This is a genomic window from Methanimicrococcus hacksteinii, from assembly GCF_032714515.1.
GTDB classification, from domain to species: domain Archaea; phylum Halobacteriota; class Methanosarcinia; order Methanosarcinales; family Methanosarcinaceae; genus Methanimicrococcus; species Methanimicrococcus hacksteinii.
In genome coordinates, this window is record NZ_JAWDKC010000013.1 from 1 (window position 1) to 18,486 (window position 18,486).

Here is an 18,486-nt window from a genome sequence, read left to right on the forward strand (position 1 = left end):
CGCCTTTAAAAACAGTCGCGAAACAGAACGGTAAGGCCAAGCAAAGTCGTGCCGCCAATCATTCGTGCTTTACCACACAATTCGAAAGCCCGGTAATTTCCACAATGTCGCCGTTGTCGGGACTGTGAATAATCATCTGCCCTTTCTTCAGATAAGGCACTCTTTTCTCGTATTCAAGCGGCACTTTGACAGCGTTGATTGCGGCGTCGTTGTTTAAGTTCAAAACGATTTTTGTGTTCACTTGTTTTATGATTTCGGTTTCGATATCCTGCGGGTCTTGTGTTATCAAAAACAGGCCGAGTCCTTCTTTTCGGCCTTGTTTGGCGGCTTCGGCGAATTTGGAAATGATTTTGCCGGACAGGGTTCCGGCGGAGTTTGACAGGTAGCGATGGGCTTCGTCGAGAACTAAAATGATCGGCGTGTTTTTCACGTCTTCGTCGCCGGAGGTGTTGAGTTTGTTGTCAACGATAACGGTCATCATGGTGAGGACAATCAAGTCGCGGATGCGGGAGTTGTTGATGTATTCTGTCGGGAAAACGGAAACTTGTCCGGGTTTGAAAACGGTTTTGAAAAGCTCGGTAACGGGTTTGGCGTCTTTGTCAAAAATCCGCTCGTAGGTTTTGTTGAGCGCTTTTCTGACGATGCCGCCGTAAGAGGATTCGTGAATTTTGTCGGTCTGCTCGGTGTAATATTCTTTGTTGAACGGATCTTCAACGAATTCTTTGAAACCGACGTAAGTCGGCGTTTTGTTTTTGGTTTTTGTATCTTTGAAATAATCGGCGATGAGGATTTCAAGGCCGTTGCGCTGGTTTTCTGTGAGTTCTGCGGTTTCTAAAATCCACGGGTTGTATTGGACGAATGAAAACGGAATTGTGAATTCAATCTGTTCTGCTCTGGATTTTCCGGCATAGCGTTCGCCTTCTGCTTTTGCCGTAAATGTTTTGGTGTTTCGGATGCCGCCGTAAGCGACTTTTTCGGAATTGAAATTGAATTTGTCGGCATCAGACAGCGTGTTGTCTTCATAGAGCTGTGAATATTCATCCTGCGGATCCATAATGACAAGGCACGGCATATTCTGAATGCTGTGGTCGCTGCGTTGTCTGTAGCGGCTGTTTTCTGTTTCGAATTGGCGCAGAATATTTTTAGTCAAAAATGTTTTTCCGGTTCCGGTGCTGCCGCAGACGAGCATGTGACGGAAAATCAGCGGGTCGCCGGAGGAATAATCGTTTCTTAAATAATACGCGACAGTCGGGGGAACGGAATGTGTTTTGACGAGTTCGCCGCCGACGCTGAGGTGGCCCAGGAAAATGCCTTCTTTTGGGATATTCAGGCCGGTTTGAACCATTTCTTTGTCAAAAACAGGCAATATCGGCGTGTTCGGCTTCGGGATTCTGTCCGCCATTCTTCTTTGAAGTCCTTCTTTTTGATTCTTTTCATACAAAATGCAGATCGGATCAATTTGGGCGAGCAGTTTGTAATCTTCTTCAATGATGCGCCGGCTCAAATCGGCGCGCTTGTTTGAAAGCATGCGGCTGGAATGAATTTCGGTGGCGTCGTCGACGGTAAATTCTTGGCGGTATTGAAGTTTTGTCAATTTTCCGAAGAGATTTTCATTTTCATACGGAACGATCACGTAAGTTCCGAGGCGTACGTTTTCTCTTTGGCCGGCGGCGATGTATCCGATGATTTTTGAACCGGTCCCGGCAATTTCAATCGGCTCAACACCGGTCGTGACGATGCCGTAAGCTTCTTCCAATTCGTTTTTTCCGGCATTTGTTTCCTTTTCTGCCGGCGTTTTTGCCGCTGATATTTCTGCCGCCGCCGAATCGGGTTTTGCGTTCGTTTTGTAATCGTCAAATTCGGAAAAACTCAGATTTTCCAAATCCTGTTCCAGCTGGTCAAAATCAAATTCCGCCTTTAATTCCGCTTTTTTTTCAAACTGTTCAAAACTCATCTAAATCTCCCCACCGCATTTCATTATAGGATTTTTCGGCCCTGTCTTTTGTAAATAATTCTCTGATTTCCTTTTTCTCATCCACGCTGATTTTTGCAATCGAATCGGCTTTGAGAAGTGTTTCCGGAACTTTTCCGACAGCTAATTCGTACAATATTTTTTTCGTGATTTTCTTTTTCATGTCTTCGTCTTTGATGAGGCCGTACAGGCTTTCGATTTTAAACACAATGTAATTGCCGTCAAACGGAACGCGGACCATGAAAAAAACCGGCAGGTAATCTTCGTCGTCGAATTTCCGGCTCAGCGTTTCGTCAACAAGCGGTGAATTGGCTTTGATTTCCGAATCGTAAAATTGGTTCGGCTGCAAAAACCAGTTGGAATACGTTATCGTAAAACGGGTTTGTCGGTCATTTTTCTGTTCGCCATTCTTCTGTTCGTCATTTTTCTGTTCTTCTTTTCGCGCCGTTTTGTCCCGATCGATTTCGGATTCCGGTTTTAAAAATGATTTAAACAATTGGGTGTCGGTCGCCCACGGCAGTTCCGTAAATATTTTTTCTTCCTTTGCTTTTTCCCGCAGCAAATTAATAATCTGCGTTTCCGCCGGGTTTTTCACAAAACCGACAACCGGCATTTTGTTTTCCAAATGAAAATCCATGATGTCGATGTAATTCTGCAGAATCTTTTTTGCATTTTTGTCATACCGGACCAGCACTTTGTCGGAATTTGTTCCCATCCAGAACATCAGCTGTTTCGGATAAACCGGTCCGTCCATGATGAAAAAACCGTTTTTGTCCATCTCCGGCTGTGTCCATAAAATGTGTTCGGATTCGGACGCGTAAATCGAATAATCATGAACCATCCGCCCCGCACGTATTTTCAAAACCGACGGATCAATTTGAATCACTTTGCTCCGCCCGAAGCCTTCGTCAAAAGTTTTCCAATTCTCCGATTCCGGCAGCTTTGTTTTCTTCCCCGACGAAAATCCTGTGCAGACAATCGTCCGTTTCCGGTGAAGTTCCAAATCCGTCGGCGTGGAGGCCATTGCCGAATGACAGATGTCTAAGAAAAGTCCGCGCTCAAAAAGAATCGGATTCGTGCTGCCGCTGTCGGATGAATACGTCACCGCGAATTCGTCTTCCTCAAGGCTCATGCGCCGAATATCCGCAGCCGCCCGAAAAAGTTTGCCGGCGGCTTTTAAAATAATCTTATCATCCTGCCGCAAATCTGCCAGCCGCTTAAAAATTTCAAAAATATCCTGCGACTCTTTTTCAGTGTACGCATATTCGATTTCCGAAGCGATGTCGGAAATTTCTTTCATATGGACAGGTTCGAGAGTCATATGAACGAGAAGATGTCGTTAAAATATAAAAGTTCTTCAAGCACGGTGAAAGTGGATTCATTTTGCGCGGTATTCATTCAAAAAACGAAGGGGGATTTTGTTTGATTTTCAAAATTTGTACAGATCGCGCGCGGCGGCGGCAGAGTCGGCAGCAGACAGGCCGGCAAGTCGGCAACTGTATTTACAAAGTCGCAGACAACAGCGGCAAACGGAAACGGCAGGTAATCTGCGCCCACGCTCGCGGAGCGAGCGGATGTGATAAAAATGAGATGATGCACATGGAAACGCTGACCGCAGCAGGCGGCAGACAGCAGATGCAAATTGCAGCTTTCATTCGCAAGAGAAACCGGAATCTGTTTTTATGCAAGCATATTTATAAAACACATAACTATTTCTTTCTGTTCATAACATTCGCAGGAGGAAAAATTATGGCTGTTGAATATATTGAATTACCTTACGAAGCCGATGCGCTCGAACCTGTAATCACAAAAAATACAATTGAATTCCACTACGGCAAACATTTGAAAGCTTACGTTGACAAAACCAACGACTTAATCAAAGGAACTGAATTTGAAAAAATGTCTTTGGAGGAAATTGTCAAAAAATCCGACGGCGCTCTCTTCAACAACGCCGGCCAGGTTCTCAATCACAATCTTTATTTCATGCAGTTTGTCGAGCAGGGCGGCGGAAAGCCGGTCGGCAAATTGGAAAAAGCAATCGACAAAACCTTCGGCTCATTTGAAAATTTCACAAAAGAATTTGAAGCCGCAGGCGTCGGTTTGTTCGGCTCCGGCTGGGTCTTTTTGGCCAAAGACAAAGACGGCAAACTGACAATTGAGAAAGGACAAAACGCCGAAAATCCGATTACGAAAGGACTGACAACCGTTTTGGTAATCGATGTCTGGGAACACGCCTATTATTTGGATTATCAAAACAGGCGCGCCGATTATCTGAAGCTCGTTTGGAACATTATCGATTGGCACGAAGCCGAAAGAAGATTCGGATAAATACAAATCTTGAATAAAATCCAAATTTTGAATAAATTTGAGTAAATTTGAATAAATTGCCGATTGAGGCAATTTACTTTTTTTATTTTTGTTTTTTCTAATTGATCAAACCCCACTCCAAATTACGAATTTCGGGCGGCGCGAAGCGGCGAACGAAATCGTAATTTGGAGAGGTTTTCCAAAAAAAAGAAATTTTAAATAAAAAACAATAAATTTTTGGAATTCAAGTTCACCAATCCTGATATTACGCGTTTCGTTGAATTCGCGGGGCGAATCTCCAACTTCTCCGAATGCTTGCTAACGCTCACAAAACTCGCCGTCGGAGGCGGCTGTTTCTGTTTTTCAATTAGATCTTCGGGAAAATCCGAAACATCGTTTTCCTTCAATTTTCAAAAATTCGAACTCCGTTTTTTGCTTGAATTTTCCTCAACCATTTTTTTGTTTTTCGGGTTTTATCGGGAGTTCAGGTTTGCCAAAAAATTCGAAAAACCGATGTTTCGGTTTGAAATAAAATACAGCAAACCCCACTCCAAATTACGAATTACAGGCGGCGCGAAGCGGCGGACGAAATCGGAATTTGGAGAGGGTTAAAATAAAAATACATTCCGGCAAAACAAATGAAATTTTTGAAATTTGAAAACATAAGAAAATTGAATTAACGGGAATTTTGAATTCCTCGGTTGAATTCAAATTTCAATCTTCATACTTCCAAATATAAATTGCAATTCCGACTCCGAAAAGCAGTATTATTGCACTGATTACCAAAACAATTCCCGTTCCGCTTGTATTGGTGGAAGCGGGTCCCATTCCTCTTGGAATGTCTATATTTTCGTTTTCAAATTCTCCCGTTATATCATTCCCTTCGGAATCAAACGAATGCTGGCGCGGATGCAGAAGAATATTTTCCGGGTTGTTGATTTCAACCCTTTCAAAAACATCAATGAAATCCGGCCCGGCAATTGTGTTTTTATACAGAACTTCGCCTTTTTCATCTCCTTCGGCGATAATTCTGTCGGCTGCATATTCATAAGAAGCAATTCTTTGGTCGATGTTCGTTCCGAAAATGATTGTGTAATTTTCTTCGGTCGGCGCATAAAACGATAATAAATATACATCCCCATAGGATGAATGAACCGGCATCCATCTCAAATTCAAGCCGCGTTCAAAAGTCACAAAACCGCGGTAGAATTCATCGTCTTTGACGACAGCAAACAATTTATCACCGGCACGGACAGAGCCGACATAATACATGTCTTCTTTTCCGACATCAAAGAACGGTGAACCGTCTAAATAATTGAATGCCGCTTTTTCAATTTGAGCCGGATTATTTTCAGAAACACTGTAAAAAGAATAATAAACAGAAACCGAAGCAATAAATGCAATACAAATCACAATAACGGCAAGCATCTTGTATTTATTTTTAGAAAATTCCATCATTTTTCCCCGTTTTTAATCGGTTTTTATCAGCAGATGTAATTGCTGTATTCTTTGTTTTGTTATTTTGGTTTTCATTTAATCTTTTCGGTTCACTTCATTCTCTTTTTCATAATCTCATTTTTATTATTTCATCTTCATTTGTTGTGACACAAAAGCGCCTGACAATGGAATTAAGATACTGAAATCGGCACTAAATGAAGTGAATGAAATGAACGATCCTTGCGAATAAGCGTAATTTAATAATTAAAAATCATACATCGTAAAATGCGAATGATACGATATTATTGTTGCATTTTATTACGTGGTAAAATAGGTCTGCGAGGTATAAGACTGACTTTGTGTTAAAGGAGAAGCAAAATGAATTTGGAAGAATTGCGACAATGCATTGATTCGAGTAAAGTGTATCATAAATTTATTTTTGTATTGCCAAGATTTGAAATGCTCACGAAAAAAACTTGTTCACAAAGATTGTCTACACAGATTTTTGAAGACGATGATGAGATTCTAAATACTATTCCGGCACCGGTATTCGGGGGTTGTTTAGAAGAAAGCATTGCAATTAATAGTGCCCGATTACAGTTCATTTATATATGATGTCATACAAAAAAACAAATTGCTAATCCGCATTAGATACAATAAGACTGACAAATTGAAATTAAAGAAATAGAGGAGTTTTCATGTCCAAAGCTATAGAGTTCGTTTCATTCAAACTTAAAAAGAATACCTCAATGACCGAGTTTTTACCGGTATCTGACAAATTTAACTGCGAATTTCTTGCCAGGCAAAAAGGATATATTTCACGCCAACTACTTTCAAAAGGTGATATGCTGGCTGATTTGGTGTTTTGGGAAACAGAAACTGATCATTTAAACGCAATGGAAGCATCAAAAGAAGATACGGTGGCCGCAGAATATATGTCTATGCTAAACTTAAGCGCAAAGGGCAGTTTCTATCATCTTTTTTCAGTTGAAAAGAATTATGATTAACTTCGTCTGCGATACAACAGTGTGTTATGATATTACAATCAACTTAATTGGCATAATAAGTTGTTGAGGTGCGGAATGATTAAACAAAATGATATTGTGAAATTACATCATTTTTTAGGAAGCCTTAAACCCGATGATACTGTTGCGCGGGGGGAAAACTATTGGTTGCTTATCGGGGAAACAGGGGTAGTTGTCTCTATTGAGAATGAAAAAGCATTGATCAGATTCGATTGTGATGTTCGGTCATTTGGGCTGCATTGCCATAATCCAATAGCAAATACATTGTGGATATCTTTGGATGATATCGAGAAAATTTAATCTGTTTTAGAGGCAGAAAATCATTTTATTTTAATTGTTTCGTTTTTATCAGCAGATGTAAATATTTGCTGCATTCTTTGTTTTGTTTTGTTTTGTTATTTTATTTTTCATTTATTCTTTTCGGTCACTCCGTACTCTTTTTCATAATTTCATTTTTACTATTATCATCTTCATTCTTCATCCCTTTTATCGCCGGACTTCCAAAACATCATTCCGAGAACAATTCCGCCGATCAGTATGGCCGCGGCCAGAATCGTGTCCAATTCTTTTTCCATCGTTGCCGTTCCTTTACCGACCTGCATTATATCCGGCCTGTTTCGGATCAGCTCTAGTGTGATGTCATTCCCGTCCGAATCGAAAAGATGCTGTGTCGGATAATAATAATTCCTGTTTCCGGTTTCAAGCATTTTCTCTTCTTCATTCGGCCTTTCAAAAACGTCCATAAAATCAGGGTTTGAAATCGTATTCTGATACACAATTTCTCCTTTCGGGGCGCTTTCTGAATACGGTTCAAGGTCTGCGGTAAATTCATAAGATGCGATTTCCGGATTGGTGTCCGTGCCGCAAATGACGACATATCTGCCTGCGTCGGGATAGTACATGGACAGCATAAATTCAGTTCCTTCCGATGACCGGACCGGCCGCCATTTCAAATTCAAACCGCGTTCAAAAATAACAAGCCCGCGATACCACTCTTCATCCGTTTTGAAAAGCGTGCACATCTGCGAGCCGACACGTTTTGTGTCAATAATTTGAACATTTTCAATTCCCGTATACTCTTTGACCGCTTTTTCGATTTTGTCCGAATCGTCCCCTGAAATATTGTAAACAGAATAATAATATCCCGCAGAAGCAATGCAGGCGACAAGAACGATGACAATTGCGATGATTTTGTATTTCTCTTTGGCAAAATCCATTAATCTTCCTCTTCCCTTTTCTTTTCAGGTGTTATCCAAAATGCCCACGCAATCAAAAGCCCGACAACGAATATTCCGAATGAAATCAGATTGCCGAAAAAAACATCCGAATACGCCGTTTGCCCGCCGCCGCCGATGCCGCTTTCCGTGATCCGGTCTTGTTCTAATTCCGGCACAAGATCGTTTCCTTCAGAATCATAAATTGCAAGACGATTTCCGCGCATATTTCCGATCTCAAAAACTTCAATAAATACAGGCTCGGTTATTTCGCTGTGATACACAACGGCCGGATCTCTTTCATACGGCTGATATGTTTTCAAATATTCATATGAAACGGCTCTCGAATCACAACCCTTGCCGATAAAAAGCATTTTTCCTTCAACGGCAGAGTTATAATACGGGAATATACAAATATCTGTGCTTCTCCATGATGAAAACGGCTGATATTTTTGATTGAGTCCTTTGTCATAAATCACGATGCCCGTTTGGTTCGGCTGATCCGTCGCGTAAAGAACAAACAGAAATTCGTTGTCAATCAATTCCGTTTTCAGAATGCTGATGTTTGCCGCTCCTGTATATTTCTGAACGGAATTCGTTAAACTTTCTTCGTCGGAAGAAACCGAATGAAGTGCCGAATAAAAAACCACAGACAATAAAAACGCGGCTGTGAAAATAATTACCGCTTTTTTCTTTGAAGGCATGTTATGCATTCTTTGTTTGATTGTTTGCTTTCCCTGATCAGTTTGCTTTCCCTGATCAGTTTTCTTTTCCTGATTTGTTTTCTTTTCCTGATTTGTTTTCTTTTTCAAATCTTCCGTTCTGAGAATCGGCCGGTTATCTCGGCTCCAAAACAGACCGGCAACACCCAGTCCGATTAATAAAATCGGTATGTAAACGCTCCAATTGCTGCCGCCGCCCCAGCTTGTCCAGCCTTCCGGGCCGGAATCATCAAATGTTTTAAAAATTTCGGGGGCCAAGTCGTTTCCGTCTGAATCCAACAGCCGCACAAATCGGGAATGTTCTTCCCAATCATAAATATCAATGAAAACTTTTTCTGAAATTGTGTTTTGATATGCCGTTTCGTTTTCATAATCCAGCCATTCATATGACACAATTTCAGGATACCTTTCAGTGCCGTAAACGGCAACTTTTGACTCATTTTCAAAATTTAAATACGTCATCAACACAGGTAAACCGTCTCCGTACGAAACCGCTTCCATGTGCCATAACAAATCAAATCCCCTTCTGAATTCGGCAAATCCGGTCAAATCAGGATACCTTTCATCAATATATATCGTCAACAGTCTGCCTTCATACTTTTCTTTGTATATGATTTCCGGCTGAATATCTGAAAACGGTGTTTTTGAAATTGCCCGCTCCAAACTGCTGTTTATGTTCACGGCAGAATTGTCATATGCAAAAAACATCGAAGCAACAACTGCCAATGTGATTAAAACAATGACACATGCCGTCAGTTTATTCCAATTTATTTTTTTAATTCTTTTTGAATCTGCCATTTTCAGCCTCATGCACGATTAATATGTTTTTAGTTTTTTAATTCCGTTTCATTTTTTATTTTTTCGAGTTTTGTTTTTTCAAATGAAAGATTGAATTCTTCTTCATCTTTGCAATATTTCCAAAAGAAAATTGAGAGCGCCAAGCCGATCATCAAAACAGCGGCCGCCAAAGCGTCTTCAGCGTGCCTGAATTCCGGGAATGTGCTTGAGCTGCCGACACTGCCGTAATCCACATAAAGCTCTTTTCGGATGTCGTTTCCTTGATCATCCAATATTCTTAATTCTGTTCGGCCGCGCATGTCCTGAGATTCGGCCGGTTCAAAGATGTCAATGAAGTCCGGTTCTGTTATGCTGTTTGCATACAGGATTTCATTCGTCGTTTCATCATAATATTCGTAAGAAACGGCTCTCTGATCCACATTGACGCCGTAAATCACGACATCATCCAACGATGATGTTCTTGCAATCGGATCGCCTGTTAAAACACTGCGGGCGCCGACCGGCTTCCACCGCAGATTTAAGCCGCGCTCAAATGCGACAATTCCTTTAAATCCGCGTTCGCTTGTCGTGTAAAGTGCATACATTGAATTGTTCGTTTTGGCCGTTTCCAATACTTGTATATTTTTTTGGCTGTCCGATCCGACATATTCTTTAACGGCCGCTTCAATGTCGTTGAAATCGTCGGCAACAGAATACGCCGAATAATAAACATATCCGGCGACAATCATTGATGTCAGGAGTATAATTGCTGTGATCACTTCATATTTTTTAATTTTCATTCAATCCCTCGATCCTGTTTTCATCGGCTTAAATTATTCCCGTCTCCCACAATTCCTGTGAAATATCGTTTCCGTCTTTGTCATAATAGATGAATTCGCCGGCGATTCCGCCTTCATACATTTTTATAAATGTTCGGTCTTCCACTTTTTCCGTCACTCTTTCGCATGCTGCATTATCGGGCGATATGTATTCATAACTGTATGAATCAATGCGCGGGTTACAGTTGATTGAAGCCAAATAAAAATAAGACTCATTGCCTGACGTTGAACTGCTTACCATAATCCAATTGCCGACATAATCGCCGTATGAGCTGCCGGAAATGTACCACCCGCTGCCTGAATTTGTTCTGTGCAAAATTGCAACGCCGATTGAATTTTCTTCGTTTTTTTCTTTGAAGAGAATTCCGATTTTATCTTCAAGTTCGGCCGTTTTGAGAATTTCGGGATTTTCTGTATAATGTCCGTTGATGTATGCCGTTAATTCTTTTTCGTTCGGAACAGGCGCATTGGAAGCTTTGTATGAATTGTAAATAAAAATGCCGGCGATTGCGGCAATCAAAATCAGACACACAAAAATAAATGTCAAAAGAATTTTCGGAATTTTGTCCACGTTCTCACCTTTTCTATTCTTTTGAGAAGTTCTTTCTGTTCTTATATTTTTGGCTGTGATTTTGGATGTTATTGGTTTCGGATTTCACTGAATTCTATATATAATTGTGCCGACATTTATTTACATGATTCAAAAGCAATATATATTATCTCAGCGGATTATATTCAATTTTAATTCTGTAAAAACACACTTTTATTGACTTTATTTGGTTACATGAGGTTGACCCTTTTATGAAAATTGAAGAATGGGACGAATATAAACATTTTATTGATTCCGTTACGGACGCGGTTGCGAATATCTCGGAGCTGCCGTCTTTAACGAAAATTGCAGGCCATGTTTTTAACACCGGCGGCAAAAAACTGAGGCCGCTTATCATTATGCTTTCCTGCGGCGCCAACAACGGCGATTACAAAGACGCGACAAACGCCTGCCTTGCAATCGAAGGCATTCATACGGCTTCTTTGGTTCACGATGATATTTTGGACGAAGGCCTGATGCGCCGCAACCAGCAGACGCTTCACACGCTTTACGGTCCGGCCGCCGCGATTTTGTGCGGCGACTACTTAATCGCCAAAGCGATTGAATGGATTTCCGTTTACGAACAGCAAATTGTCTGGGACTTCGGTCACTCCGGCGCGTTGCTTTCCGAAGGCGAAGTCATGGATGCCGGCATCAAGCGCGGCGAAATGACGATTGAACAATACACGGAATGCATTTACAAAAAAACCGCCGCGCTCTTTGAAATCAGCGCAAAAATCGGTTCCAGAATCGCCGTTCCCGGCAATGAGGAAATGATTGCCAAATTCGGCCGCTTCGGCTACGAGTTCGGAATGGCTTACCAAATCGTTGACGATCTGCTTGAAGATTTCGGCGTTTATGAAGACAAAGAATCCGGCGTTCTCTCCGACAGCTTGTTTTCCATCTACCTGCGCTCCATGGATGCCGATTCCGCCGCCAAAGAGGCTGTCGGCGTTGCCGAAGCGTATTTGGGACGCGCAAAAGAAGAGCTGGCCGGCGCGCCTGACTCTCTGTCCAAAGACAAATTGTTTGCGCTCGTTGATTACGTGAATGATTTAATGGACAGCGTCAGATTTGCTCCGTCTTAAAGCTGATTTTTCTTTGAGACATCTTTTTCCATTCTTCTCTTTTTTCTTTTTTATTTTTATTTTTTTAAAAACGCAGCCCGTCTTTGATTCTTTTTAAAATCGGTGCAGCTCGCGCGCGAGGCGAACGGCAAACAAATTCAATTTTTCATCCTGCCGTCATTTCCATTCCTCGTTTTTTATTTATTTCGTTTTACCGTTTCTTTTTGCAACAATTTTTATATGTGGAGTTTGACATTTTACCCACATATTTCTAAAGAGGTTAAACGAAATGCAAATTTATGATTATAAAGTTGTTAAAATCAATGCGGATGTCGTTGACGGAAAAGTTGTTCTGGAGGCGACGGGGCCGCTGTCCATTGCGGCAAAACCGATGATTAACAAAATCAATGCGGTTTTCCAAGAAGAAAAGCCGATCGCTGTGACGGATGACAAAATCCTCTTCTCCACCTGGATTCCGGAAATCCCGAGCCCGGTTTTTAACCGCATGATTAATTCTCAAATCGGATTTTCACTGCTCAACAAAAGAACCCCGGACCAGCTGTCCGTGGGCGTGACGCCGCGCTGCCCGAACAAGTGCATTCACTGCGGTGCCGCCGACATGATGGCGCCGAACAATGAAATGACGGTCGAGGAAATCGGCCGGACAATCAATCAGGCGCTTGACATGGGCACTTATCTCATTACAATTGACGGCGGCGAGCCGATGGTTCGAAAAGATCTGCCCGAAATTGTCCGAAACATTGACAAAACCAAAACAACCGTTTCGATGTTCACGTCCGGTTTCCGCCTCAACGACGAACGCGCCGAAGCACTCAAAGACGCCGGTTTGAATTCCGTCAAAATCAGTTTTGACAGCGCCGACCCCGAAATTCACGACAAATTCCGCGGCCGAAAAGGCGCCTTTGACGATGCCGTTGCCGCCGTCAAATCCGCGAAAAACGCCGGCATCATGACGGATATGTATCTCACAATTTCCCCTTACAACATCGACAACATTGACGATTTGTATCAGATGGCCGCCGATCTCGACATGGAAGAAATGTCCATGACCGGCATTATCGCCGTCGGCAACTGGAAAGATCACGAAGACGAAGTGATGACGCGCGTCGATGCCAAGCGCCTGGAAGAATTCCACAAGAGCAAAAACGCGAACCCCGAAGGCCCGCGTGTGACCGCGCTTCCTTATCTGATGGGCCCCGACATGTTCGGCTGCTTTGCCGGCAACCGCTGGATGCATGTCGCGTCCACAGGCGACGTGCTGCCGTGTCCGTACACGCCGCTCTCATTCGGCAACATCCGCGACGACTCCCTTTCAAAAATCTGGTCCGACATGGGCAAATTCCCGGCTTACAAAAAACAGTCGATGGTCTGCCTCATGCGCGACCCCGAGTTCCGCAAAAAATACATTCATACCATCCCGAAAGAAGCGCAATTGCCGTATTATTCGGGACCGAAAAAATCTTAAAACGGATTTTTATTTTTTCCGTTTTTCCTTTTTCTTTTTCCGTTTTTCTCTTTTCCTTTTTTCTTTTTCTTTTTTTTCGCGGCTTCCTAAATTTTATATATTATCCATTTTTTCTTTTTCTCACATGAATCAAAAAATTTTGTTCTCAGCCGTTCTGCTCATTGCTTTGGCAAGCCTGTCCATATGCGGCGCGGATTATGTTCGCGACCCCGAGTTTTATCAATTTCAGCAGATGAATCCGGATGATTTCGGTGAACCGTTTTGGTCGAAATCCGGAATCGGCATTAATAATGTGACAGCTTATCGGGCCGAAGATCCTGAAACCATTCGTAATATGGTTGAAAAAGGATTGGTTGATGTTCCCGAAGAATACGGTCAAATTCAAATGAGTTCCGACGGGCATACGGATTGGGTTTTCATTGAAGCGCCGGAAATATCTTACGAAATTGTTCGGGTAGAGACGCTCTTTATTGAAAATCAAAATGCTCCGGATATTGTTTTATCGGAAAGCCGCTGTCTTCAAAATTTAAGTTCAAGCAGCAATTGGCGGTTCAAATTGTCCGCAGACGGTGTTGTTCGGGCCAACGGCCCGGGAACTGTCGGCACGCACATTGATGAAACCGTCCGTCCTCAAGTGATTACGGAGGCTTTCCTTCTCAACCGAACTGTTTCTAAAAGCGTCGGCTTTGACATTTCCGAAAGCTATTCTGTGAAAACGGATTCTTTTTCTTATGACATTTTGGAAAATCAATGGATTGACATCACAAAATGGGAATTGTATGATCAGGTGACATTTGATGCTTACAATTCTTTCGGATTTTCAAAGGGGGACGGGACAATTTTAATTCCTTCCGGATATCTTGTTCAAGTCGTGGTGTTCAAAGAAGCCTGATTCGATTTCTTCATGTTTTGTTTTCTCAAAATCAAAACATTTTTATAATATTCCTAAAGTTTGTTCTGCTATGGAAATCACGCAGGAAAAACTTATTCAATATGTCGGAATCGGCCAAGTTCTGCTGATCACCCTTTTTTACATTTATTTCGGCCGGCATTTGGGACATGATATTCCGTTCATCAGTCTTTTGATTACTTCCACCCTTTTTGCAGAATCAATTAAACTGTCTCATCTTCCTGTTTATTGGAACAAGATTCTTTTGGTTGTTTCTGTCGGGTTTTATCTTTATTTCATCGTGGCAACGTTTGTCAATTTCGGCGATTTGATCGGACGAGTTGTCTACGGCTTACTGTTCCTTTTCAGTTTGGCTTACGCAATTTACTTTTGGCACACACAGAAAAAATACGAAAAAGAAAACGGCATTGTCAAACCGAAGCCGAAAGTTAAAATTTTTTAATTTTTGACTTTAGCTTTTGACTTTTAATTTTTGACTTTTGATTTGATTTCGAAATATTTTAAGAAAATCGGATTTGGTTTTGCCGCCGTTCTGGAAATTTGTGCCGTCCGCGCGCGGACGAACCTCGGAAAGTCCCCCTCTTGTCGTTTTCCCTCTAAACTAATTTCCCATAAAATATAGATTCTATGTCGATAATTTATTTATCCGTCTCTTTCGTTTTACTTTTATTCAAGCGGCAAAGCTTGGATTTTAAAAAACTCAATTAAAAACTCAATTAAAAATTCAATTAAAAATTCAATTAAAAATTCAATTAAAAATTCAATTAAAAACTCAAAAAAACAATAAACAACAAACAATTCAAAAAACAATGAGGATTCATAATGAAATTTTTCAAAAAAGCATCAAATGCCTCCGTTTCTAAAAAACATTCCAAACTTCCGGCAATTTTAATTCCGATTCTTTTGGCGGTTTCCGTTATCGCAGGCCGGCACATTCTGAAAAGTCCGGCGTTTAAGGATATGAAAAAAAGTTTAAGTCACATGATTTAAATTTCATTTTCTGCCCGGTCACCGCTCATTTTCACTCGAGTTTGATTTTTCAATTCTCTTTGTGATCTGATTCTTTGCACCGGCCGTTTTTTCGGTGCAAAGAGTCGTTTTTCTTTCTGAACACGTTTTTAGATTTTTTGCGGATTTACATTATCGGCGTTTCGGCCGCGGCCCGTTTTTTGAAAACCGCAATCCTTCTCGTCTTTCTTTCGAATCTGTTTTGTTTTTTCGGATTCTTTTATCATGATTTTGCATGACCATGTCTGATGTTTACATTTCCGTCGATTGTTCACTTTTTTGGAAATTCGGCAAAACCTTTTTAATATAGTCTTTCTTTATTCGTTTTGCATTTTGGGGCTTTTTGCTGAAAACAGATGTTGGAGGCACAGTTCCGGCCGTAGGGTTCTGTCATGATTGTTCATGGCTGAAGCCGAAAGCGGTTCAAAAAATCATCAAATATGGATTGTTTTAACCAATTTGCTTATATATGGGGTAATGAATTGACTACTTTACCCTTTATCTGACGTAATGGTTTTCCGCTTTTGCGGTGATCATTCGTTATAAAATATAGAGACGGTATTCGCATGGCTAACAATGAAATCTTATCTGAAATTAAAAAGGCAGAAGAAGATGCAAAAAAAGCGGTAAGCGAGGCCACCGAAGCCAAGAATCAAAAAATTGCCCAGGCACGTGCCGAAGCACGCCAGATTGTCGAAGACGGCGAAGAAGAAGCGGTTAAATCCGCTCAGAACGCCCTTCGTTCCGGCGAGGCTGAAATCGATGCCAAACGCAATGAGATTGTTGAAGCAGGTGTTCGCGAAGCTGAATCTGTAGCTATGAAATCCCAATCAAATATTCCGAAAGCCGTTGATTTCTTACTCGAGGAATTTGAAAGGGAGATACGCGTATGAGTTACCCGAAACGAATGACAAAGGTTTTGGTTGCCGGTCACAAGAGACATCTTGAGGCAACCGTTGACGCTTTATATGAAGCCGATTTGCTTCACGTAGAGGATTTTGTCGAAGGTGACGACTCTGATTTTGAAATCGGCATGCCGATTGAATACGGCGAAGAAGTCTCAAGAAAGCTCGTTAAAATCCGTTCAATCGCCAATGTTTTAAATGTCAAGCCGACAGACGATACCGTCCAATTGCCGGAATCCGACGTCTCCAAAGAACTTGACATGACATTGGAAAAGATGGACAAAGAAATTGACTTGAATGCAGAAGAATTATCACGCTTAGACGCCCGCGTAAAAGACATCGAATCCGCGGAAAAGGAAATTGCTCCTTTCCTCGCTTTTGACGTCGACTTAAAATACTACAACGGTTACGATAATTTAGCTGTCTTTTCAGGCACAATCCCTTCTTTTAACGAATCACGCCTTCTTGAAATTACGGATGCCTATCAGCTTTTTACAGACTCAAGCTCTAAATTTTTCGTTTTATTTGTCGAGAAAAAATTCGAGAAGGAAGTTCAGGCTCTCTTGATCGATATGGGCTTCAGAGAAACAAAAGCGCCCGATAAATCCGGCTATCCTGCCGACATTTACGCAGGCCTTGAAGCTGAAAAATCAGAAATACAAGCACAGATTGAATCTTTAACTGCAGAACGTGCGGCCCTTAACGAAAAATACGGAAACTTCATCCTTGCAAGCGATGAATATCTCAGTATTTTAAGTGAGAAAGCCGAGCTGCCTTTAAGAATTGCCACGTCCGAACACACGTTTGTCATTGAGGGGTGGGTCCCGACGAACAACTTTGACGAATTCACCGCAGCGGTTTCCAACAAAACCGACGACGGTGTTTACATTACGACACTTGAAGTCGACATGCATGACGATAAAGAGATTGCAAAGATTCCGGTGGCGTATGACAACTCAAAGATTGCAAGTCCGATGGAAGCGGTTGTTGACTTATATTCAAGACCGAAGTACAACGAAATTGACCCGTCATCGATTCTGGCCATTTCCTTCCCGTTAATCTATGGTATGATTCTCGGCGATATCGGATATGCGCTCGTTTTGCTGACCCTGGCCTTCCTCGTGATAAAGTTCATGAAGTCGGACGGTGTTAAAAAGTTAATGTACGTACTTATTTACTGTCAAATCTCAGCTTTGTTCTTCGGTATCATATACGGCGAATTTATGGGATTCCCGCTCGCGGGTCTGATGTCGCACGGTGAATACATCCCCGGTTTAATCCCCGGTCTTGAAACAATCGTCTTTGATTTCGGTCTGTTCCCGGATGAACCGTTTACGTTCCCGATTCACAGAACACACATGATTATGACATTTTTGATCGCAACAGCCGCATTCGGTTTCCTGCATCTTAACGTTGGTTATATCGTCGGTTTCTTCGACGTGAAAGGCCAGCACGGTGTTAAGCACGCAGTTCTCGAAAAGCTCAGCTGGATCGTTATTGAAATCGGTGTCATCGCAGCAATCGTTGCATGGTACCTTGGACTCGGCACAGTCGGTATCGCCGTCGGTGCTATTATTGCAGTTATCGGTGTTGCCCTGCTCACAAAGGGCGAAGGTATCAAAGGACCGATTGAACTTCCGGGTCTTCTCGGAAACATTTTGTCCTATACGCGTATTATCGCGGTTGGTCTCTCTTCTATTTACATCGCATCAACTGTCAACGACATCGCCTTCGGCGGTCTTATTTGGACCCCGGCGGATGGTTTTAGTGTCTTGATGTTCGTCTCCATTTTGGTTTTCGTTCTCGGGCACACATTAAACACTGTTCTGAGTATTATCGCTCCCGGTTTACACGCACTCAGACTGCAGTATGTCGAATTCTTCGGCAAATTCTATGCCAGCGGGGGCAAAGCATACAAACCGTTTGGTCATTTAAAGAAATATATTTTGGAGGAATAAACTCATGGATATTACAACAGAAGGTCTCGCAGCATTATCAAAAGCAATCGCAATCGCAGGTACAGGTTTCGCATCCGCATGGGCTGAAAAAGTCATCGGTGCCGCCGCAGTCGGCGCAATGGTCGAGAACGAATCCCTTTTCGGTAAGGCACTCGTTTTGACCGTTCTTCCGGAAACCATCGTTATCTTCGGTCTCGTCGTTGCAATTCTTATCTAAATTCGAAAATTTAAGAGCGGGAATGAATTGCTGTTCCCGCCCTTAATTTTAAA

At 42.0% G+C, this 18,486-nt stretch carries 20 protein-coding genes; 12 read left to right on the forward strand and 8 right to left on the reverse strand.

Translation table 11 applies throughout. The features are described from left to right. Nucleotides 1-58 precede the first annotated feature (58 nt). The 3 genes from MmiAt1_RS03845 to MmiAt1_RS03855 form a co-directional block, all read right to left on the reverse strand. Complete coding sequence (locus MmiAt1_RS03845) at nucleotides 59-1,954, reverse strand: ATP-binding protein (protein WP_318785582.1); 1,896 nt, start codon at nucleotides 1,952-1,954, stop codon at nucleotides 59-61. Beyond that, nucleotides 1,944-3,293, reverse strand: a complete 1,350-nt coding sequence (locus MmiAt1_RS03850; RefSeq protein WP_318785583.1) for a DNA double-strand break repair nuclease NurA — start codon at nucleotides 3,291-3,293, stop codon at nucleotides 1,944-1,946. The genes MmiAt1_RS03845 and MmiAt1_RS03850 overlap by 11 nt, the downstream gene beginning before the upstream one ends. A gap of 77 nt (nucleotides 3,294-3,370) precedes the next feature. Then, nucleotides 3,371-3,613 carry a hypothetical protein gene (locus MmiAt1_RS03855; protein WP_318785584.1) on the reverse strand — a complete coding sequence of 81 codons (243 nt, stop codon included), beginning with the start codon at nucleotides 3,611-3,613 and terminating at the stop codon, nucleotides 3,371-3,373. A gap of 108 nt (nucleotides 3,614-3,721) precedes the next feature. Between MmiAt1_RS03855 and MmiAt1_RS03860 the strand changes: the two genes are divergently transcribed. After that, complete coding sequence (locus tag MmiAt1_RS03860; protein WP_318785585.1) at nucleotides 3,722-4,300, forward strand: superoxide dismutase; 579 nt, start codon at nucleotides 3,722-3,724, stop codon at nucleotides 4,298-4,300. A gap of 693 nt (nucleotides 4,301-4,993) precedes the next feature. On the opposite strand, the gene MmiAt1_RS03865 is transcribed toward MmiAt1_RS03860, so the two are convergent. Continuing rightward, a complete protein-coding gene (locus tag MmiAt1_RS03865) occupies nucleotides 4,994-5,734 on the reverse strand; it encodes a hypothetical protein (protein WP_318785586.1) in 741 nt (246 codons plus the stop codon). 360 nt (nucleotides 5,735-6,094) lie between these two features. Between MmiAt1_RS03865 and MmiAt1_RS03870 the strand changes: the two genes are divergently transcribed. The 3 genes from MmiAt1_RS03870 to MmiAt1_RS03880 all read left to right on the forward strand — a co-directional run bounded on the left by MmiAt1_RS03870 (nucleotide 6,095) and on the right by MmiAt1_RS03880 (nucleotide 7,041). After that, complete coding sequence (locus MmiAt1_RS03870; protein ID WP_318785587.1) at nucleotides 6,095-6,331, forward strand: hypothetical protein; 237 nt, start codon at nucleotides 6,095-6,097, stop codon at nucleotides 6,329-6,331. Nucleotides 6,332-6,414: 83 nt separating this feature from the next. Next, nucleotides 6,415-6,723, forward strand: a complete 309-nt coding sequence (locus MmiAt1_RS03875) for a lipoamide acyltransferase component of branched-chain alpha-keto acid dehydrogenase complex (RefSeq protein WP_318785588.1) — start codon at nucleotides 6,415-6,417, stop codon at nucleotides 6,721-6,723. A gap of 75 nt (nucleotides 6,724-6,798) precedes the next feature. Next, the gene (locus MmiAt1_RS03880; protein ID WP_318785589.1) at nucleotides 6,799-7,041 is read left to right on the forward strand and encodes a hypothetical protein; all 243 of its coding nucleotides are present in this window, start codon (nucleotides 6,799-6,801) and stop codon (nucleotides 7,039-7,041) included. A gap of 170 nt (nucleotides 7,042-7,211) precedes the next feature. Here the strand turns inward: MmiAt1_RS03880 and MmiAt1_RS03885 are convergent, their stop codons facing one another. Genes MmiAt1_RS03885 through MmiAt1_RS03900 form a run of 4 tightly spaced genes read right to left on the reverse strand, consistent with a single transcriptional unit; the run spans nucleotide 7,212 to nucleotide 10,864 of the window. Then, complete coding sequence (locus MmiAt1_RS03885; protein WP_318785590.1) at nucleotides 7,212-7,958, reverse strand: hypothetical protein; 747 nt, start codon at nucleotides 7,956-7,958, stop codon at nucleotides 7,212-7,214. Beyond that, nucleotides 7,958-9,475, reverse strand: coding sequence for a hypothetical protein (locus tag MmiAt1_RS03890; RefSeq protein ID WP_318785591.1), 1,518 nt, complete (start codon nucleotides 9,473-9,475; stop codon nucleotides 7,958-7,960). Before MmiAt1_RS03890 ends, MmiAt1_RS03885 begins: the two co-directional genes overlap by 1 nt. A 29-nt stretch (nucleotides 9,476-9,504) precedes the next feature. Then, nucleotides 9,505-10,254, reverse strand: coding sequence for a hypothetical protein (locus MmiAt1_RS03895; protein ID WP_318785592.1), 750 nt, complete (start codon nucleotides 10,252-10,254; stop codon nucleotides 9,505-9,507). A 28-nt stretch (nucleotides 10,255-10,282) separates the two neighbouring features. Continuing rightward, nucleotides 10,283-10,864 carry a hypothetical protein gene (locus tag MmiAt1_RS03900; RefSeq protein WP_318785593.1) on the reverse strand — a complete coding sequence of 194 codons (582 nt, stop codon included), beginning with the start codon at nucleotides 10,862-10,864 and terminating at the stop codon, nucleotides 10,283-10,285. Nucleotides 10,865-11,094: 230 nt separating this feature from the next. Here MmiAt1_RS03900 and MmiAt1_RS03905 point away from each other — a divergent pair, with 230 nt between their 5' ends. The 8 genes from MmiAt1_RS03905 to MmiAt1_RS03940 all read left to right on the forward strand — a co-directional run bounded on the left by MmiAt1_RS03905 (nucleotide 11,095) and on the right by MmiAt1_RS03940 (nucleotide 18,433). Further along, nucleotides 11,095-11,970: a polyprenyl synthetase family protein gene (locus MmiAt1_RS03905; protein ID WP_318785594.1), complete on the forward strand. Its 876-nt coding sequence runs from the start codon at nucleotides 11,095-11,097 to the stop codon at nucleotides 11,968-11,970. Between the two features lie 268 nt (nucleotides 11,971-12,238). Then, entirely contained in the window at nucleotides 12,239-13,435 is a 1,197-nt protein-coding gene (locus MmiAt1_RS03910) for a radical SAM protein (RefSeq protein ID WP_318785595.1), read from the forward strand. 124 nt (nucleotides 13,436-13,559) lie between these two features. After that, nucleotides 13,560-14,327, forward strand: coding sequence for a hypothetical protein (locus tag MmiAt1_RS03915; protein ID WP_318785596.1), 768 nt, complete (start codon nucleotides 13,560-13,562; stop codon nucleotides 14,325-14,327). 70 nt (nucleotides 14,328-14,397) lie between these two features. Continuing rightward, entirely contained in the window at nucleotides 14,398-14,787 is a 390-nt protein-coding gene (locus MmiAt1_RS03920) for a hypothetical protein (RefSeq protein ID WP_318785597.1), read from the forward strand. 380 nt (nucleotides 14,788-15,167) lie between these two features. Then, the gene (locus MmiAt1_RS03925) at nucleotides 15,168-15,335 is read left to right on the forward strand and encodes a hypothetical protein (RefSeq protein WP_318785598.1); all 168 of its coding nucleotides are present in this window, start codon (nucleotides 15,168-15,170) and stop codon (nucleotides 15,333-15,335) included. 584 nt (nucleotides 15,336-15,919) lie between these two features. Next, nucleotides 15,920-16,246 (forward strand): ATP synthase archaeal subunit H, encoded by a 327-nt coding sequence (gene ahaH, locus MmiAt1_RS03930; RefSeq protein WP_318785599.1) that lies wholly within the window; start codon nucleotides 15,920-15,922, stop codon nucleotides 16,244-16,246. Beyond that, nucleotides 16,243-18,216 carry a V-type ATP synthase subunit I gene (locus MmiAt1_RS03935; RefSeq protein WP_318785600.1) on the forward strand — a complete coding sequence of 658 codons (1,974 nt, stop codon included), beginning with the start codon at nucleotides 16,243-16,245 and terminating at the stop codon, nucleotides 18,214-18,216. Before ahaH ends, MmiAt1_RS03935 begins: the two co-directional genes overlap by 4 nt. A 4-nt stretch (nucleotides 18,217-18,220) precedes the next feature. Beyond that, nucleotides 18,221-18,433 carry a V-type ATP synthase subunit K gene (locus MmiAt1_RS03940; protein WP_318785601.1) on the forward strand — a complete coding sequence of 71 codons (213 nt, stop codon included), beginning with the start codon at nucleotides 18,221-18,223 and terminating at the stop codon, nucleotides 18,431-18,433. Nucleotides 18,434-18,486: the final 53 nt, after the last annotated feature.